Origin of the sequence: Nocardia vulneris (assembly GCF_001613425.1) — a bacterium.
GTDB classification, from domain to species: Bacteria; Actinomycetota; Actinomycetes; order Mycobacteriales; family Mycobacteriaceae; genus Nocardia; species Nocardia vulneris.
The window spans coordinates 23,532-38,447 of sequence record NZ_BDCI01000018.1 but is presented as its reverse complement, the minus strand read 5'-3'; the positions used below and the strand labels follow the sequence as shown (position 1 = coordinate 38,447).

General features: G+C 69.0%; 15 protein-coding genes. 13 read left to right on the top strand and 2 right to left on the bottom strand.

Features of this window, described 5'->3' with window-relative positions; genetic code table 11:
• Positions 1–420 precede the first annotated feature (420 nt).
• The 6 genes from argC to NVU01S_RS20450 are packed head-to-tail and all read left to right on the top strand — an operon-like array spanning position 421 to position 6,310.
• A complete protein-coding gene (gene argC, locus NVU01S_RS20475) occupies positions 421–1,494 on the top strand; it encodes an N-acetyl-gamma-glutamyl-phosphate reductase (protein WP_043668939.1) in 1,074 nt (357 codons plus the stop codon).
• Complete coding sequence (argJ, locus tag NVU01S_RS20470; protein ID WP_043668941.1) at positions 1,491–2,717, top strand: bifunctional glutamate N-acetyltransferase/amino-acid acetyltransferase ArgJ; 1,227 nt, start codon at positions 1,491–1,493, stop codon at positions 2,715–2,717. The genes argC and argJ overlap by 4 nt, the downstream gene beginning before the upstream one ends.
• On the top strand, positions 2,714–3,640 hold the full coding sequence (gene argB / locus NVU01S_RS20465; protein WP_043668944.1) for an acetylglutamate kinase: 927 nt from the start codon (positions 2,714–2,716) through the stop codon (positions 3,638–3,640). The genes argJ and argB overlap by 4 nt, the downstream gene beginning before the upstream one ends.
• Positions 3,637–4,860: an acetylornithine transaminase gene (locus NVU01S_RS20460; RefSeq protein ID WP_043668947.1), complete on the top strand. Its 1,224-nt coding sequence runs from the start codon at positions 3,637–3,639 to the stop codon at positions 4,858–4,860. Before argB ends, NVU01S_RS20460 begins: the two co-directional genes overlap by 4 nt.
• On the top strand, positions 4,857–5,825 hold the full coding sequence (gene argF, locus NVU01S_RS20455; RefSeq protein WP_043668951.1) for an ornithine carbamoyltransferase: 969 nt from the start codon (positions 4,857–4,859) through the stop codon (positions 5,823–5,825). The genes NVU01S_RS20460 and argF overlap by 4 nt, the downstream gene beginning before the upstream one ends.
• Positions 5,822–6,310, top strand: coding sequence for an arginine repressor (locus tag NVU01S_RS20450; RefSeq protein WP_014983524.1), 489 nt, complete (start codon positions 5,822–5,824; stop codon positions 6,308–6,310). The genes argF and NVU01S_RS20450 overlap by 4 nt, the downstream gene beginning before the upstream one ends.
• Positions 6,311–6,316: 6 nt before the next feature.
• Here the strand turns inward: NVU01S_RS20450 and NVU01S_RS43455 are convergent, their stop codons facing one another.
• Complete coding sequence (locus NVU01S_RS43455; RefSeq protein ID WP_156161533.1) at positions 6,317–6,481, bottom strand: hypothetical protein; 165 nt, start codon at positions 6,479–6,481, stop codon at positions 6,317–6,319.
• A 273-nt stretch (positions 6,482–6,754) separates the two neighbouring features.
• Here NVU01S_RS43455 and NVU01S_RS20445 point away from each other — a divergent pair, with 273 nt between their 5' ends.
• The 3 genes from NVU01S_RS20445 to argH all read left to right on the top strand — a co-directional run bounded on the left by NVU01S_RS20445 (position 6,755) and on the right by argH (position 10,354).
• Positions 6,755–7,957: an argininosuccinate synthase gene (locus NVU01S_RS20445; protein WP_014983525.1), complete on the top strand. Its 1,203-nt coding sequence runs from the start codon at positions 6,755–6,757 to the stop codon at positions 7,955–7,957.
• Positions 7,958–8,018: 61 nt separating this feature from the next.
• Positions 8,019–8,918, top strand: coding sequence for an SAM-dependent methyltransferase (locus tag NVU01S_RS20440; protein ID WP_052280500.1), 900 nt, complete (start codon positions 8,019–8,021; stop codon positions 8,916–8,918).
• Positions 8,919–8,932: 14 nt separating this feature from the next.
• Positions 8,933–10,354, top strand: a complete 1,422-nt coding sequence (gene argH, locus NVU01S_RS20435) for an argininosuccinate lyase (RefSeq protein ID WP_043668956.1) — start codon at positions 8,933–8,935, stop codon at positions 10,352–10,354.
• Positions 10,355–10,517: 163 nt separating this feature from the next.
• On the opposite strand, the gene NVU01S_RS20430 is transcribed toward argH, so the two are convergent.
• On the bottom strand, positions 10,518–11,201 hold the full coding sequence (locus NVU01S_RS20430) for a hypothetical protein (protein ID WP_156161534.1): 684 nt from the start codon (positions 11,199–11,201) through the stop codon (positions 10,518–10,520).
• A gap of 66 nt (positions 11,202–11,267) precedes the next feature.
• On the opposite strand from NVU01S_RS20430, the gene NVU01S_RS20425 reads away from it, so the two are divergent.
• The 4 genes from NVU01S_RS20425 (at position 11,268) to NVU01S_RS20410 (ending at position 14,801) form a co-directional block, all read left to right on the top strand.
• Positions 11,268–11,591, top strand: a complete 324-nt coding sequence (locus NVU01S_RS20425) for a DMT family transporter (protein WP_014983529.1) — start codon at positions 11,268–11,270, stop codon at positions 11,589–11,591.
• A gap of 327 nt (positions 11,592–11,918) precedes the next feature.
• Positions 11,919–12,725 carry an ATP-binding cassette domain-containing protein gene (locus NVU01S_RS20420; protein ID WP_052280491.1) on the top strand — a complete coding sequence of 269 codons (807 nt, stop codon included), beginning with the start codon at positions 11,919–11,921 and terminating at the stop codon, positions 12,723–12,725.
• Positions 12,722–13,792, top strand: coding sequence for an ABC transporter permease (locus tag NVU01S_RS20415; protein WP_043668962.1), 1,071 nt, complete (start codon positions 12,722–12,724; stop codon positions 13,790–13,792). Before NVU01S_RS20420 ends, NVU01S_RS20415 begins: the two co-directional genes overlap by 4 nt.
• A gap of 34 nt (positions 13,793–13,826) precedes the next feature.
• Positions 13,827–14,801: an ABC transporter substrate-binding protein gene (locus NVU01S_RS20410; RefSeq protein WP_043668965.1), complete on the top strand. Its 975-nt coding sequence runs from the start codon at positions 13,827–13,829 to the stop codon at positions 14,799–14,801.
• Positions 14,802–14,916 lie beyond the last annotated feature (115 nt).

Here is a 14,916-nt window from a genome sequence, read left to right as displayed (position 1 = left end):
GGGTAGGGCTGTGTGACCGGATTGGGGAGACCGCATTCTCGGGGTCTGTGGGCGCGGCGGGGATGGTTCGGTCGATAGGTGCTGATTCGAGGGTTCGCATAGCTGGTCGCCGTCAGGCGGCTACTCGATCCGATCGCCGCAGTGCGGGTGGCGGTCGAGGCTGGGGTCGGCGTGCAGCCGCCGAGCCGCCTGTGTTCCGGTGGTTCGGGTCACACCCCTTCTTGCGGCGGGGCAGAACTTGCTGTTCAACGGGGGTCTTTCGGTGTAGAGGGCGGTGTTGCCGAGGTGGGCGGGCCCCGAGCTGGGCGGCGAATCGTTACGGTGGATGTGGTGCCACGCCGGGGGCTGTGATGACGGGCGGGTGGTGGGAAACCCGGCCCTGCCTATGAATGAGCTTGCATGGTCGTGCATAATCATCACATGGTTGATTCGGTGCACGCGCCGGCGTCGACCGCGCCCGCGCTGCGGGTGGCGGTGGCCGGGGCGAGTGGATACGCGGGTGGCGAAGTGCTACGCCTGTTGCTGGGGCACCCGGCATACCGCGACGGGCGCCTGGCGATCGGCGCGCTGACGGCGGGGGCGAATGCCGGGACGGCGCTGGGGGAGTTGCAGCCGCATCTGCTACCGCTGGCGGACCGGGTGCTCGGCCCGACGAGCGTCGACGAACTGGCCGGCCACGACATCGTGTTCCTCGGCCTGCCGCACGGCCAGTCCGCGGCGATCGCCGCCCAGCTGCCCGACTCGACGGTGATCATCGACTGCGGCGCCGACTTCCGTTTGACGGACGCGCAGGCGTGGGAGAAGTACTACGGCAGCCCGCACGCGGGCAGCTGGCCCTATGGCCTGCCCGAACTGCCCGGCGGCCGGGAGCGGCTGCGCGGCGCGCGCCGGATCGCGGTGCCGGGCTGCTATCCGACCGTGGCCAGCCTCGCGCTGGCGCCCGCGGTCGCGGCGGGCATCGTCGCGCCGCAGGTGAATGTCGTTGCGGTGAGCGGAACTTCGGGCGCGGGCCGCAAACTCGACGTGGGTCTGCTCGGCTCCGAGGTGATGGGATCGGCGCGCGCCTACGGCATCGCCGGGGCGCACCGGCACACACCGGAGATCGCGCAGAACCTGACGGCGGCGGGCGGCACCGATATCGCGGTGTCGTTCACTCCGGTGCTCGCGCCGATGCCGCGCGGCATCCTCGCGACCTGCACCGCGCCGACCACGGTGGATCTCGCGCAGGCGCGCGCCGTCTACGAAAAGGCTTACGCCGACGAACCTTTCGTCCATCTGCTGCCCGAAGGCGTACTGCCGCAGACCGGTGCGGTGCTGGGCGCGAATGCCGTCACCCTGCAGGTGGCGGTGGACACCGACGCGGGCCTGCTCGTGGTGATCGGTGCGATCGACAATTTGACCAAGGGCACCGCGGGCGCCGCGGTGCAATCCATGAATCTGGCCGTCGGATTCGACGAGACCGCAGGACTTTCCACCGTAGGAGTGGCACCGTGACGACATTCGCCGCAGCATCGAACGCGAACGGCAGGCTGGTACGCAACCAGGGCGTGACCGGACCGCTCGGCTTCCGTGCGGCCGGTATCGCGGCGGGCATCAAGGCGAGCGGAAAGCCGGACCTGGCCCTGGTTTTCAACGAGGGGCCCGAGTACGCGGCGGCGGGCGTGTTCACCAGCAACAAGGTGAAGGCCGCGCCGGTGCTGTGGTCGCAGCAGGTGCTCACCGGTAAGCGACTGCGCGCGGTGATCCTGAATTCCGGCGGCGCGAACGCTTGCACCGGCCCGGGCGGCTTCCAGGACACGCACCAGACCGCCGAGGAACTCGCTGCCGCCCTGAGCAATTGGGGTACCGAGACCGGTGCGGGGGAGATCGCGGTCTGTTCGACCGGCCTGATCGGTGACCGGCTGCCGATGGACAAGGTGATTCCCGCGATCACCGAGATCGTGCACGAGATGGGCGGCGGCCTGTCCGGCGGCCTGGACGCGGCGCACGCCATCATGACCACCGACACCGTGCCCAAGGAAGCGGCCTTCCATCACCGCGACAAATGGAACGTGGGCGGGATGGCCAAGGGCGCGGGCATGCTGGCACCCTCGCTGGCGACCATGCTCGTGGTGCTGACCACCGACGCCGCCGTCAGCGCCGACCAGCTGGATCAGGCGCTGCGCAACGCGACCGCGCGCACCTTCGACCGGCTCGACGTGGACGGCTCCTGCTCCACCAACGACACGGTGCTGCTGCTCGCCAACGGCGCGAGCGAGGTGAGCCCGAGCCAGGCCGATCTCGACGCTGCCGTGCTCGCCGTGTGCGACGACCTGGCCGCGCAGCTGATGGCCGATGCCGAGGGCGTCACCAAGCGGGTGCTGGTGACGGTGGCGGGCGCGGTGAGCGAGGACGAGGCGGTCGCCGCGGCCCGCACGGTCGCCCGCGACAGCCTGGTCAAGACCGCGCTGTTCGGCTCGGACCCGAACTGGGGCCGGGTACTCGCCGCGGTCGGCATGGCGCCGGTCACCCTCGATCCGAACCGGATCTCGGTGTCGTTCAACGGGAATCCGGTCTGCGTCGACGGTGCCGGCGCGCCCGGCGCCCGCGACGTCGACCTGTCCGGGATGGACATCGAGGTGCGCATCGAGCTGAATGTCGGTGACGCACAGGCGACTATCCGCACCACCGACCTCTCGCACGGGTACGTCGAAGAGAATTCGGCCTACAGCTCATGACCGGCCAACTGCACCATGAGCTTTCGGCGCTGGACAAGGCGCACGTGCTGGCCGACGCGCTGCCCTGGCTGCAGAAGTTCCGCGACAAGATCGTGGTGGTGAAGTTCGGCGGCAACGCGATGGTCGACGCCGAGCTCGAGCGGGCCTTCGCCGCGGACATGGCCTTCCTGCGCACTGTCGGCGTGCATCCGGTGGTGGTGCACGGCGGCGGGCCGCAGATCAGCGCGATGCTGAAAAAGCTCGGCCTGCAGGGCGAATTCCGCGGCGGTTTCCGGGTGACCACGCCCGAGGTGATGGACGTCGTGCGCATGGTGCTGTTCGGGCAGGTCGGGCGCGAGCTGGTCGGGTTGATCAACGCGCACGGTCCGTACGCGGTCGGCATCTCGGGGGAGGACGCGGGCCTGTTCACCGCGACCCGCCGCACCGTCGACGTCGAGGGCGTGCCGACCGATATCGGTCTGGTCGGTGACGTCAGCGAGGTGAATCCGGACGCGGTGCTCGACCTGATCGACGCGGGCCGCATCCCGGTGGTCTCCACCATCGCGCCGGACGCCGACGGCGTGGTGCACAACATCAACGCCGATACCGCCGCGGCGGCGCTCGCCGAGGGCATCGGCGCGGAGAAGCTCGTGGTGCTGACCGATGTCGAAGGCCTGTACACCGAGTGGCCGGACCGCTCGTCGCTGATCACCCGGATCGACACCGCGGCGCTGGCCGAGTTGCTGCCCCGCCTCGACGCGGGCATGGTGCCGAAGATGGAAGCCTGCCTGCGCGCCGTGCACGGCGGCGTGCCGACCGCCCATGTCATCGACGGTCGGGTCCCGCACTCCGTGCTGCTGGAACTGTTCACCGGAGAAGGAATCGGAACGATGGTGACGCCCGCCCCGGCCGGGGCCGGCTCACCGGACGGAACGAAACAATGAGCAAAGACCAGGAATTCCAACAGCGGTGGTCCGCCGCGATGATGAACAACTACGGCACCCCGAAGCTCACGCTGGTGCGTGGCGCGGGTGCGGTGGTCTACGACGCGGACGGCAACCGCTATGTCGATTTCCTCGGCGGCATCGCGGTCAACAGTCTCGGCCACGCGCATCCGGCGATCCTCGCCGCGGTCACCCAGCAGCTGGGCACGCTCGGTCATGTCTCGAATATCTATGCGAACGAGCCGGTCATCGAATTGGCGGAGCGGTTGCTCGCGCACTTCGGCGACGGCGCCACCGACGACGGGCACGCCGGACGTGCATTCTTCTGCAATTCGGGGACCGAGGCGAACGAGGCGGCGTTCAAGATCGCGCGGCTGACCGGCCGGTCCAAGATCGTCGCCTGCGAGGAGGCGTTCCACGGCCGCACCATGGGCGCGCTCGCGCTCACCGGGCAGCCGGCCAAGCGCACGCCGTTCGAGCCGATGCCCGCGGGCGTGGTGCACGTGCCCTACGGTGACGCCGCCGCGCTCGAGGCCGCCGTCGACGACGACACCGCCGCGGTGTTCCTCGAGCCGATGATGGGGGAGAGCGGCGTGGTGGTGCCGCCGTTCGACTACCTCGGCAAGGCACGGGAGATCACCGCGCGCCACGGCGCGCTGCTCATCCTCGACGAGGTGCAGACCGGCATCGGCCGGACCGGAAAGTTCTACGCGCACCAGGCCGTCGGCATCGTGCCCGACGTGATCACGCTGGCGAAGGGACTCGGCGGCGGACTGCCGATCGGCGCGGTGCTGGCCACCGGCCGGGCGGCGGAGCTGCTCACTCCGGGCCTGCACGGCACCACTTTCGGCGGCAACCCGGTCTGCGCGGCGGCGGCGCTCGCGGTGCTGCGCACCATCGACGAGGAGGGTCTGCTCGCGCACGTCGAGTCGGTCGGCAAGCGGCTCAGCGACGGCATCGAACTGCTGGAGCATCCGCTGATCGATCAGGTGCGTGGCGCGGGACTGCTGCTCGGCATCGTGCTCACCGACGCGATCTCGGCGCAGGTCGAGGCGCGGGCGCGGGCGGCGGGCTATCTGGTGAATCCGGCCAAGCCCGACGTCATCCGGCTCGCCCCGCCGCTGATCCTGACCGAAACCCAAGCCGACAACTTCGTCGCCGATCTGCCCGGGATCCTCGACGCCGCCACCCAAGACGCAAAGGAGGCTGCGGCGCAATGACTGCCACAGCTGCGGGGACCTCGGCCCCGATCCGGCACTTCCTCCGCGACGACGACGTGAGCCCGGCCGAGCAGGCCGAAATCCTCGCCCTCGCCGCCGAACTCAAGCAGGCGCCGTTCTCGCAACGGCCGCTGGAGGGGCCGCGCGGGGTCGGAGTGATCTTCGAGAAGAACTCCACCCGCACCCGGTTCTCGTTCGAGGTGGGCATCGCTCAGCTCGGCGGGCACGCGGTGGTGGTGGACGGGCGCGACACCCAGCTCGGTCGCGAGGAGACGCTCGGCGACACCGGTCGCGTGCTGTCGCGCTATGTCGACGCGATCGTCTGGCGCACCTTCGAGCAGGTCCGGCTCGACGAAATGGCCGCGACCGCAACGGTTCCGGTGGTGAACGCGCTGTCCAACGAATTCCACCCCTGCCAGGTGCTCGCCGATCTGCAGACCCTGGCCGAGCGCAAGGGCACCCTGGTGGGCCGCAATCTGGCCTACTTCGGTGACGGCGCCAACAACATGGCGCACTCGCTGCTGCTCGGCGGCGTCACCGCCGGATTGAACGTCACCATCGCGGCGCCCACCGGGTTCGAACCGCTGCCGTGGATCGTGGAGGCGGCGCGCAAGCGGGCCGCCGAGACCGGCGCCACCATCACGCTCACCGACGATCCGCAGGCGGCGGCCGACGGCGCGGACGCGCTGGTGACCGACGCCTGGACCTCGATGGGACAGGAGAACGACGGACTCGACCGCGTCGGTCCGTTCCGGCCGTTCCAGGTGAACTCCGCATTGCTCGGACGCGCCGACGCCGATGCCGTGGTGCTGCACTGCCTGCCCGCGCATCGGGGCGAGGAGGTCACCGACGAGGTGCTCGACGGTCCGCACAGCGTGGTGTGGGACGAGGCCGAGAACCGGCTGCACGCGCAGAAGGCGCTGCTGGTCTGGTTGCTGGCCAAGCGAAGTGACGGTGGGGCGTGACCGGTCCGGAGATCGCGCGGACCCGCGCCGGGCGCCAGTCGCGCATCGTCGAGCTGCTGACCGCGCACGCGGTCCGCAGCCAGACCGAACTGGCCGCGCTGCTCTCGGCCGAGGGCATCGAGACCACCCAGGCCACGCTTTCGCGGGATCTGGACGAACTGGGCGCGGTCAAACTGCGCGCGGCCGACGGCGGCGCGGGGGTCTACGTGGTGCCCGAGGACGGCAGTCCCATCCGCGGGGTCACCGGCGGCACCGACCGGCTGGCGAAGCTGCTCGGTGATCTGCTGGTCTCCACCGACCACAGCGGCAACATCGCGGTGCTGCGTACCCCGCCGGGCGCGGCGCACTACCTGGCCAGCGCGCTGGACCGGGCGGCGCTGCCCTATATCGTCGGCACCATCGCGGGTGACGACACCATCGCCGTCATCGCCCGCGAACCGTTCACCGGCGCCGAACTGGCGGCGAAGATCGAGGAGATCGCCTGAGCGGCGTCAGCTGAACGGGTATTGGCCACCGCCGCCGCTGCGCGGGGTGCCGCCGTGGTCGGGGGTGGCCACGTTGATGATGTCCTGGATGAGGTCGACCACCGCGCGCCCGACGTCGAGGACGCCGTTGCCGAGGGTGCTGAATTCTTGCCCGATGAGATGCAGCAGCATGACGTTCTTCCTTCTGCCTGGCCGAACGTTTCCGCCCCCAAGGGTCGCACAGGATCGGGCTCGCCCGCGGGGATTCGCTTGATGGGCAGAGACTTTCACCGCCGCGATGATGCGGTTCGGTAGCTGGGGCACCCCCGGTTATGCATGGGCTTGCATCATCATGCATAATCATTTGTAGAACGTGCGGGCCCCCGTGATCCCGAGGCGAACACCCGGGGCGGGCAGCCGCTCGCACTTCGCACACACGTACCGAAACCGAGGAGCACACAGACCATGTCCGAACGCGTCGTACTCGCCTACTCCGGTGGGCTGGACACCTCCGTCGCGATCAGCTGGATCGGCAAGGAGACCGGTGCCGAGGTGGTGGCCGTGGCCATCGACCTGGGCCAGGGTGGCGAGGACATGAACGTGGTGCGCCAGCGAGCGCTCGACTGCGGCGCGGTCGAGGCCATCGTGGTGGACGCCCGCGACGAATTCGCCGACGAGTACTGCCTGCCCACCATCCAGGCCAACGCGATGTACATGGGTCAGTACCCGCTGGTCTCCGCGATCAGCCGGCCGCTCATCGTCAAGCATCTGGTGGAGGCGGCCAAATTCCACGGCGCGAGCACCGTCGCGCACGGCTGCACCGGCAAGGGCAACGACCAGGTCCGCTTCGAGGTCGGCATCGGCGCGCTCGCGCCCGACCTGAACGTGATCGCCCCGGTCCGCGACTACGCCTGGACCCGGGAGAAGGCCATCGCCTTCGCCGAGGAGAACGCGCTGCCGATCAACGTCACCAAGAAGTCGCCCTTCTCGATCGACCAGAACGTGTGGGGCCGGGCCGTCGAGACCGGCTTCCTCGAAGACCTGTGGAACGCGCCGACCAAGGACGTCTACGACTACACCGCCGACCCGACCGTCAACTTCGAGGCGCCGGACGAGCTGATCGTGTCCTTCGAACGCGGTGTCCCGGTCGCTATCGACGGCCGCCCGGTCAGCGTGCTGGAAGCCATCGTCGAACTGAACCACCGGGCCGGACGGCAGGGTGTCGGCCGGCTCGACATGGTCGAGGACCGGCTCGTCGGCATCAAGAGCCGCGAGATCTACGAGGCCCCCGGCGCGATCGCGTTGATCACCGCGCACCAGGCGCTGGAGAACGTCACCATCGAGCGTGAGCTGGGCCGGTACAAGCGTCAGGTCGAGCAGCGCTGGGGCGAGCTGGCCTACGACGGCCTGTGGTTCTCCCCGCTGAAGCGGGCGCTGGACGCCTTCATCGGCGACACCCAGCAGGCCGTGACTGGTGATATTCGGATGGTGCTGCACGGCGGCAGCGCGGTGGTCAACGGGCGCCGCTCGGACCAGTCGCTGTACGACTTCAACCTGGCCACCTACGACGAGGGCGACACCTTCGACCAGTCGCTGGCCAAGGGCTTCGTGCAGATCCACGGCCTGTCCTCCAAGGTCGCCGCGCGCCGGGACCTGAACCAGAAGTAGGCGGCGCGCGCAGTAGCCTCGGACGGGTCGGCCCTGACCGGCCGGCCCGAAGGGAGCGATGATGCGGACCGACGACGACAGCTGGGACATCGTGACGAGCGTCGGCGCGACGGCGCTCGGCGTCGCCGCGGTGCGCGCGGGCGAGTCCCGGCGGCCGGACGCGCTGTTCCGTGATCCGTACGCCGAGGTGCTGGTGGACGCGGTCGATCCGGCCGCCTGGGCCCGGCTGAGTCAAGGCTTCGGTAAGGCCGACCCGGCCGCGACGCGTTCCTACGGGCTGCTCGCCGACCTCATCGTCGCGCGCACCTGCTACTTCGACGACTTCTTCGCCGCCGTGGTGGCCGCGGGCATCCGGCAGGTCGTGGTCGTCGCCGCCGGGCTCGACGCCAGGTCCTACCGGCTCGAATGGGCCGGCGGCAGTACGGTGTACGAGCTGGATCAGCCGAAAGTGTTGCAGTTCAAGGCTTCCGCGTTCGCGGCGCAGGGCATCGAACCGGCGGTCGAGCGCCGTGAGGTCCCGGTGGATCTGCGCGAAGATTGGCCTGCGGCCTTGCGGGACAAGGGTTTCGACCCGGCCGTGCCGACCGCGTGGCTCGTCGAGGGACTGCTGCGCTACCTGCCGGCCGACGCCCAGGACCGGCTGCTGACGGCCGTGACGGAACTCAGCGCGCCGGGCAGCCGGGTCGCGCTCAACATGACGCTGGCCGAAGCGCCCGACGCGGTGCACAGCGACGACGCCAGGGCGCGGATGCGGGCCGCGTTCGACGTCGATGTCGACGTGGGCACGCTGTGGTATCCGGCCGAAGGCCGCAGCGATCCGGTCGCCTGGTTCACCGCACAGGGCTGGTCCGCCACGCGGGCCGACCCGGCGACCGTGCTGGTCGAACACGGCCGCCCGGTCGCCGCGGAGCTTGCCGCGCACATGAGAACCCATCTACTGATGACCGCCATCCGACCCTGAGGAGACAGCACACCATGACGCAGAGCGGCAGCACGAACACCGGTGCGCTCTGGGGCGGGCGATTCGCGTCCGGACCGGCCGAGGCGATGGCCGCGCTGAGCAAGTCGACACAGTTCGACTGGGTCTTGGCGCCGTACGACATTCGCGCGTCCAAGGCGCACGCCCGCGTGCTGCACAAGGCCGGCCTGCTGTCCGAGAGCGACCTCGCCGGCATGCTGGCCGGGCTGGATCAGCTTGCCGCGGACGTGGATTCGGGCGCGTTCGGCCCCGCCGACTCGGACGAGGACGTGCACGGCGCCCTGGAACGCGGGCTGATCGAACGGGTCGGCGCCGAACTCGGCGGCCGGCTGCGGGCCGGGCGATCCCGCAACGATCAGGTGGCCACGCTGTTCCGGATGTGGTTGCGCGACGCGGTCCGCCGGGTCGCGGCCGGGCTGCTCGACGTCGTCGACGCGCTGGTGACGCAGGCCGGCGCGCACCCGGACGCGGTGATGCCGGGCAAGACGCACCTGCAGGCCGCACAGCCGGTGCTGCTCGCACATCACCTGCTCGCACACGCCCATCCGCTGCTGCGCGATATCGATCGGCTGCGCGACTTCGACAAGCGGGCCGCGGTGTCGCCGTACGGTTCCGGCGCGCTGGCCGGTTCCTCGCTCGGCCTCGACCCCGAGGCGATCGCCGCCGAACTGGATTTCGATGCGGCGGCGGCCAATTCGATCGACGCCACGTCGTCGCGCGACTTCGCCGCCGAGGCCGCGTTCGTGCTCGCCCTGATCGGGGTCGACCTCAGCCGCATGGCCGAAGAGGTGATCCTGTGGAGCACACCGGAATTCGGGTACATCACGCTGGCCGACGCCTGGTCCACCGGCTCCTCGATCATGCCGCAGAAGAAGAACCCGGACGTCTCCGAACTCGCCCGGGGCAAGGCGGGCCGGCTCATCGGCAACCTCACCGGGCTGCTGGCCACGCTGAAGGCGCAACCGCTGGCCTACAACCGGGATCTGCAGGAGGACAAGGAACCCCTGTTCGATTCGGTGGCGCAGCTGGAACTGCTGCTCCCGGCCATCGCGGGCCTGGTCTCGACCCTCACCTTCCACACGGAGCGGATGGCCGAGCTCGCGCCCGCCGGTTTCACCCTGGCCACCGATATCGCGGAATGGCTGGTCCGGCAAGGTGTTCCGTTCCGGGTCGCGCACGAGGCGGCCGGTGCCTGCGTGCGCGCCGCGGAAGCGCGCGGCGTGGGACTCGACGAACTCACCGACGCCGAATTCGCCGCTGTCGACCCCGCGCTCACCCCCCAGGTCCGCGAAGTACTCACTGTCGAAGGCTCCATCGCCTCCCGCAACGCCCGCGGCGGCACCGCGGGCACCCAGGTCACCCGCCAACTCGACGAAATCCGCACGGCCACCGCAGAAGTCCGCACCTGGCTGAGCTGATCCCGCAGGTCGCAGCGCCCGCGCCGGTCCCGCTGCGGCCCGTGCCGCGCCATCAGCGATCGGCGCTCGTTGAGTGTGCTGCGGCCATGACGCTGTGTCATTCGTGTTGGTGTCTACTGCGTTTCCGGTTGACGTGCGCGGACGGTCGACTGTGCGACGGGGTTCAGCGGGGGAACAGGGCTGCTACATGTAGAAGCGGGGCGGCCAGGGCGGGGATGGCGTTCGGGTCTTTCAGGCGGCCGGCACGGTAGGTGACCAGGTCGTGGTTGCCGACGCTCCAGTGCGGGACGGTGTTGTGCAGGTGGGCGGCGATCAGGTCCTTGCCGACGAGCCAGTGGGCGTATCGGGGGTCGGGCGAGACGATGCGGAAGCGGGAATCGAAGTCCGGATTGCCGGTGGCGGTGGGTTTGTCGCCGAACAGGGTGCGGCCGAGCTGGGAGAACAGGCCGCGGGTCAGCACGGCGACCGGTCGGTGCGGCTGGGGCAGGTGCACGACGATGACGATGTAGTAGTGCGTCGTCGTGCTGGTCGTGCTGTGCGAGGTCGAGGAGAAGTTGCTGGACGAGGTGGTCTCGTACGAATAGTCCGCGACGGTCACCCAGCGGCCGTCGAGCTGCCCCGTCAGCGTCACGCCCAGGCCGCGCTTGTTGCGCCCGGGCAGGCGCCCGGTCCAGTCCGCCCGGACCCGTTCCGCGTAGGACCAGCCGTGTGCGTGCGCCCAACCGGCCAGCGCGGCCTTGCGCCTGCGCTCGGCGCGAATCGACAGCGGGACAACCACAACGAGCACGAGCACGACGGCCACCACGATCGCGCCGATGATCAGCACCATCACGTCCACGCTGATCACCACATCTCGTCGCCGTTCGCCCCCCGCACCGCCTTGCCATTGTCCGATACTCGCTACGCTGCCGCCATGACCATGCTGCTGCTGGCCTTGGCCATCGCGTCCGAGGTGACCGCCACCGTTTCTCTGAAGCTGTCCGAGGGGTTCACCAAACTGGTCCCCTCGATCGTCGTGGTCATCGGTTACGGCGCCGCCTTCTGGTTCCTGTCCCAGTCGCTGAAGCGCGGCATGCAGATCGGTGTCGCCTACGGCATCTGGTCGGCCGTCGGCGTAGCCGCCATCGCCGTCATCGGCGTCCTCTTCCTGGACGAACGCCTCACCCTCATCCAGGTAGGCGGCATCGCCCTCGTCATCCTCGGCGTCCTCGCCCTGGAACTCGGTGGCCAGCACTGAACCCACGGCGGACTGCTTTCGGGACCGAACTGGTTCGTTTCACACGGTGACGACAGGAAAGGGTTGCGTCTTGTTCGACGCGGGGTCCGGTCGGGCGGTTCCGGTGAAACGGGGGATTTTCGGGGCGGGTGTCTGAGGCAATTGTTGGTGCACTACTCCATAGCTTGTTCGTATGGAACATTGAGTGCATTGTTTTCGGGGGTGGAAATATGGGATTGCGTTGGGGCGGACGCATTTTGTCGAAATCGTCCCATGAGATCGGGGGCGGTCGTAGCATCGGGCGATGGACTGGACGTTTGCTCAGCTGTGCGTGCGCGGATGTAGCCGATGACCTCGGATGATGCGGCGAAAACGGCCGATGAGTCCGCGGAATCGGCGGTCGCGTTGCGGGCCGAGGGACTGGTGAAGCGGTACGGCGGTGTCGAGGCGCTGCGCGGCGCCAACTTTCAGGTGAGCGCGGGCGAAGTCGTCGCGTTGATCGGGGACAACGGCGCGGGCAAATCGACGCTCGTGAAATGCCTTTCCGGCGCCGAACAGCCCGATTCCGGGCAGATTCTGCTGGACGGCAAGCCGGTGGTGCTGAATACCCCGACGGCGGCCCGCAAACTCGGCGTGGAAACCGTGTATCAGGATCTCGCGGTGGCCCCGGACCTGGATCCGGCGGCGAATCTGTTTCTCGGCCGGGAGTTGGTGCGCAAAGGCTTACCCGGCAAGCTCGGCATGCTCGATCGCACCGCGATGAGAGTCCAAGCGGTCGAACACTTCCGGCGGCTCGGCGTGACCCTGCAGAGCACCGACGTGCCGATCGGTTCGCTCTCGGGCGGTCAGCGGCAGAGCGTCGCGGTCGCCAGGGCGGTGATGTGGGCGAGCAAAGTGGTGTTCATGGACGAGCCGACCGCCGCGCTCGGCGTGGTGCAGCGGGAGCGGGTGCTCGACGTGATCCGCCGGGTCCGCGATCAGGGCATCGCCGTGGTGTTGATCAGTCACAACATGCCGGAGGTGCTGGCGGTCGCCGACCGCATCGAGGTGCTCCGGCTGGGCAAGCGGGTGGCGCGGTTCACCGCGGCCGACGCCACGCTCGAACAATTGGTGGGCGCCATGACCGGCGCGCTGTCACAGGAGGAAGCGGCATGACGCGCCCCGGCGGTTCCCAGGACGTCGCAGGCGAGGCGACCGGCAACGGCAACGGCGCGGTCGAGCTGCCGCAACGCACTGTCCTGCAACGGCTCATGGGCGCGAGCACGGTGTGGATCGGCGTGGTGCTGGTCGTGCTGTGCATCGTGTTCAGCGTGCTGCGCCCCGATGCGTTCCCCACCCGCTTCACCTTTCAGACGCTGCTCATCGAAACCTCGGTGCTGCTGGTGCTTTCGGTGGGCATGACGTTCGTGATCATCACGTCGGGCATCGATCTCTCGGTGGGCATGGTGCTGATCTTCGCCGGCGTGATCGGCGCGAAGGCGATGGAGGCGCTCAGCCCGGACCAGGACGCCACCAACGCGGGTTGGGGCATCATCGGCATCGGCTTCCTGCTTTCCGTTGTGGGCGGCGGGGTCTGGGGCCTGGTCAACGGAGTTCTGGTGGCCAAGGCCAAGATTCCGCCGCTGATCGTCACGCTCGGTTCGTTCGGCGCCGCGCTCGGTGCGGCGCAGCTGATCACCGGTGGCGTCGACACCCGCACGGTGCCCGAAAAGCTGCGCAACACATTGGGTTTCGGTACCACCCTGGGCGGTGTGCCGAATCTGGTCCTGGTCGCCACCGTGGTGACCGTGCTGGCCGCCTGGGTACTGCACACCACCCGTTTCGGTCGCTACACCTACGCCATCGGCTCCAACGAGGAGGCCGCCCGCCGCTCCGGCATCGCGGTCACCCGGCACCTGATCACCGTCTACCTGCTCACCGGGGTGCTGGCCGGGCTGGCCGGTTTCATGAACCTGGCCTACTTCGGCACCACCACGATCGGCGGCCACACCACCGACAATCTGGACGCCATCGCGGGTGTGGTGATCGGCGGCACCAGCCTGTTCGGCGGTGTCGGGTCGATCGTCGGCACGGTGATCGGCGTGTTCATCCCGTCGGTGCTGAAGAAGGGGTTCGTCATCGCGCAGGTGCCGGTGTTCTGGCAGCCGATCGCGGTGAGCGTGGTCCTTGTCGCGGCGGTCTGGTTCGACCAGCTCCGGCGCCGGGCCCGGGATCGGAAATAGGTATGGCAACAACAGAAATGGCGGAGGTAGCCGAATGAGGGTGGCGAAGCGGACCGCGGTGGTGATCGGCGCGATGGTGTCGGTCGGCGCGCTGCTGGCGGGTTGCAGTGGGCAGGTGAGTAATTCGGGCAGTGGCGACAGCAAGAAGCTGGTGCTGATCCCGGGCGTCGCGGACGAGCCGTTCTACATTTCGATGCAGTGCGGCGCGCAGGACGAGGCCTCGAAGCTCGGCTACAAGCTGGACACGCAGGCGCCGACCAAGTTCGACGCGGGCTCCCAGACCCCGGTGCTGACCGGCGTGGTGGCGAACAAGCCGGGCGGCATCCTGATCGCGCCGACGCACGCCACCGCCATGGCCAATCCGATCAAGCAGGCCAAGGACGCGGGCATCAAGATCGTCGAGGTGGACACCGCGCTGGACGACACTTCCGTTGCGCTGTCGTCGATTTCGTCGGACAACAAGAAGGGCGGCGCGCTCGCGGCGCAGACCCTGGCCAAGCTGGTGGGGGACAAGGGCCCGGTGCTGGTGATCAACACCAAGGCGGGCACGTCCACCACCGACGCCCGCGCGCAGGGCTTCGAGGAGGCGGTCAAGAGCTTCCCCGGTATCACCTCGCTCGGCGTGCAGTACAACAACAACGAAGCGGCACAGGCGGCTTCGATCGTCACCGCGACGCTGGCGGCGCATCCCGATCTCGCCGGTATCTTCGCCACCAACCTGAGCTCCGCCGAAGGCGCGGCCACCGGCCTGCGCAACGCGAACAAGCTCGGCCAGGTCAAGCTGGTCGGCTTCGACGCCAGCCCGAAGCAGGTCGAGGACCTGAAAGCCGGTACGGTGCAAGCCCTTATCGCCCAGGATCCCGCGGGCATCGGGGCGAAGGGCGTCGATCAGGCGGTCGCCGCGATCGAAGGCAAGCCGGTGACCCGGACGATCCAGACGGACATGATCGCCATCACCCAGGCCGATATGGAGGCCAACTCGAAGTACTTCTACAAGCGCAAGTGCTGACCACTGCCCGATGAGGGGCCGACCGGGCGCGCACGCGTCCGGTCGGCACGGGCGGGACAACCTGGCACACAGCCGCTTTCCCCACTATCAACTGGGGTTTCATCACAGTGACGCA